General features: G+C 49.2%; 1 protein-coding gene and 2 pseudogenes. 2 read left to right on the forward strand and 1 reads right to left on the reverse strand.

Features of this window, described 5'->3' with window-relative positions; translation table 11 throughout:
• Positions 1-119: pseudogene (locus G494_RS26965) on the forward strand (transposase); the annotation flags it as partial.
• 711 nt (positions 120-830) lie between these two features.
• Positions 831-1051, forward strand: a pseudogene (locus G494_RS28215) (ATP-binding protein); the annotation flags it as partial.
• Here G494_RS28215 and G494_RS0114625 read toward each other — a convergent pair.
• Positions 1012-2295 (reverse strand): agmatine deiminase family protein, encoded by a 1284-nt coding sequence (locus G494_RS0114625; RefSeq protein WP_051305733.1) that lies wholly within the window; start codon positions 2293-2295, stop codon positions 1012-1014. The pseudogene G494_RS28215 and the gene G494_RS0114625 overlap by 40 nt on opposite strands.
• Between the last annotated feature and the right edge of the window lie 539 nt (positions 2296-2834).

Here is a 2834-nt window from a genome sequence, read left to right on the forward strand (position 1 = left end):
AAACATTTTATGGATACAAAAATCACATCTCGGTGGATGTGAAACACAAGCTCATTCGTAGCTATAGCGTAACGGACGCTGCTTTGCATGACAGCCAGGTTTTTGAGCAGCTCCTTACTGACAATACCAGCAAGGATATATGTCAGGCAGTCGGGGTCGGACCAAGCTAACTTATTAACTTAAAAACAAAAAGCACCGAAAAACAGCCCTTTTTCATCCTTAATAGCTCCTTTTCACCACGAAAAAGGTAAGTTTAAGCGTTGAAGTCACGACTGCTCCTGTGGGTGTCATGACTGGTTTTGAGAGCATTCATTATGGATATATTCATTCTTTTCCGTCCCTCCCGCTCTTTTTCGTCATGCCCGCGAAGGCGGGCATCCAGGTCAGGAGTGATTCAATCTTCCTCGGTGACTGGATTCCCGCCTGCGCGGGAATGACGAATAATACCGAACATATCGCCAGGGTCAGGGATTCCAGTGATTCAATCTGGGTTCCGGTCGGGGTTCGGTTCCGGTCGGTCCTTCGGCCGGGGCCAGACCAAGATAACTACCTGACGACAAACAAATATATCTTCAAAAAAGAACTATTTTCGGCCTTAGACAATACTTTTGACAGGCAAAAACAGGGCTCTAAGGCATTTTGACGTACAGGGCCTCCCGCCTCCCCTTTGGAGAATACTCCTGAAAACCTTCCTCAGATAAAGCTCAGGAACGAACCAACAGGCTAAGGCAACAATTGGGAACGGCCTGTCCGATGCAGAGGATGACCGGATAGCTGGCCACAGGTCTAAGGCCATGCGGAATCGCTACAAGATGATAGTGGAGAAAAGAGGGGGCGTATTCGGTAATGCGGTCCTGGCCAAGGCCATCCTTGATCAACTGCTCCATCACAGTCATGTGATAACCACCTGGGGAACAGTTACCGGCTGAGAGAGACGCGGCGTTTAGGCCTGATGCGCTCAGAGGCCAAAGAAACTCCCGCTGAATTTCCGGCAGGAGTTTTTTGTCAGCCTTATTTACCTGTGTATGGTTCCTGTTGGGTGGAGCAGTGAATGCCTCCGCCCCCGAAGTTTATCCCCAGGGTGTTGATGGTGACGACCTTATGGTCTGGAAAGGCCTTTTGCAGGACTGAGAGCGCTTCGGCGTCACGCTTTTTCACTTCCTGGGGTAGACCTTCGTGCCAGTATTTCTGAGCCAGAACTACTCCGTTGGAAATCAGGAAATTGCAGTAACTCTGAGCAGGAACCACCTGCACCGGGTGACCGACCGGGAAAGCCGTGCCATCAGAAAATCTAGGAAATGAGACCAGCCCGAAGTAGGCCTCATCCTGCGGGGTCACTTCGAAAAAGAGGGTTTCAGGCATGGGGATGCGGATGATCTTGAACGGCTTGCCGTCCTGATCAACGGCGTTTTGTAATATGCGGTAGTTTTCTTCCATGCGGCGGCGGTTTTCTTGTTCCACCGGACCCCTGGCTGCTTCCTCTTCACTTACTTCAGCCAAAAGGATCGTATCCGGGGCTACAAAGCGGCAATATTCATCCATATGGTTATTTGCGGCAGCACTTCGGTATGCCACTCCTTTTCCTCCTGGTCCGGGCAGGGTGCTGACATTGTAGGCATCATCGTCAACGGTTCCTTTTTTCAACCAGATAACGTTGGTTGCGCCCAACATTTCTTTGAGCTCTGCCTCAATATCATCCCGCGAAAGGTTGGGATTGCGCTGGAACTCGCAGGCCTCGGTGACCAGGATGGTTCCCTTGCCATTTAGTTCGCGGTCGCCACCTTCGCTTACCAGACGGGTCATTCTGGAGGGAAGTCCGCGTTGCTTGGCGATATCGCGGTCAATACGTTCCATTATCCTTGCCTGAGTATCAGACTGCGGAAAATAACCCCAGCAGTTGAATCCAAAGTCGGCTATGCTTTTGCGGCCTTGTTGATCGGTTGTGAAAATGGGTCCGAAATCCCGCCAATAAAGCATGGTGAAGGGGATGGTCTGGAATGAAATGTTTTTAAGAGAGAGGTTGTTTTTTTTGAGGAGGGCCTCTACGTGTTTTTGCTGGGATTTTTCAGGAACGCAGATTGTAACACTGGTATACGGGATAAGGTTCTGTACTATCTCCAGCAGCACATCATCGGTTTGATATCCTTTGACATATTCCTTGCTCAGCCAGCCGAGATACACCCGCTCCTGCTTCTCAAATTCTCCGGGAAACCTCCATCCATCAGCAAATGCAACCGTTGCAGCCATGATGATCGAGACTGTCACCATAAGAAAAATTTTATTTGTTTTCAGCATGATACAAACTCCTCCCAGTCTTTTCCTGTTTAGGATCACTTTTTTCAAAAGCTTACGCAGTTTCTCAATCCCTTTCCTGTTCACTCCGAAAACTGAATAGCACGGGGTCAATCCGGTCAATCCGAGGTCGGACCAAGCTAACGTATTAATTTAAAATCAAAAAGCACAGAAAAACAGCTTTTTTTAGCCTTAAAAGCTCCTTTTTACCACAAAAAAGGCAGGTTTAAGCGCCGAAGTCGCGACTGCTCCTGTGGCTGTCTTGACTGGTTTTGAGAGCATTCATTATGGATATATTCAGGGTACCTTGAAAAATTCAATTTTTCGATCAAGGTCAAGGCGCGCGATTAATTTGGGTCTATCCGGATCTCCCGCTCTTTTCCATTATGCCCGCGTAGGTGGGAATGACGACTACAAAGATACCGGACATATCGCCAGGGTCAGGGATTACAGGGATTCAACCAGGAGCGGGAAAGACTGCTAGACTGCCGGAAAAGGAGAGACTGGGAGGGGTGCCCCGCTGCTCATCCGTTGGGAGATCC

The organism is Desulfogranum mediterraneum DSM 13871 (assembly GCF_000429965.1).
GTDB lineage: Bacteria > Desulfobacterota > Desulfobulbia > Desulfobulbales > Desulfobulbaceae > Desulfogranum > Desulfogranum mediterraneum.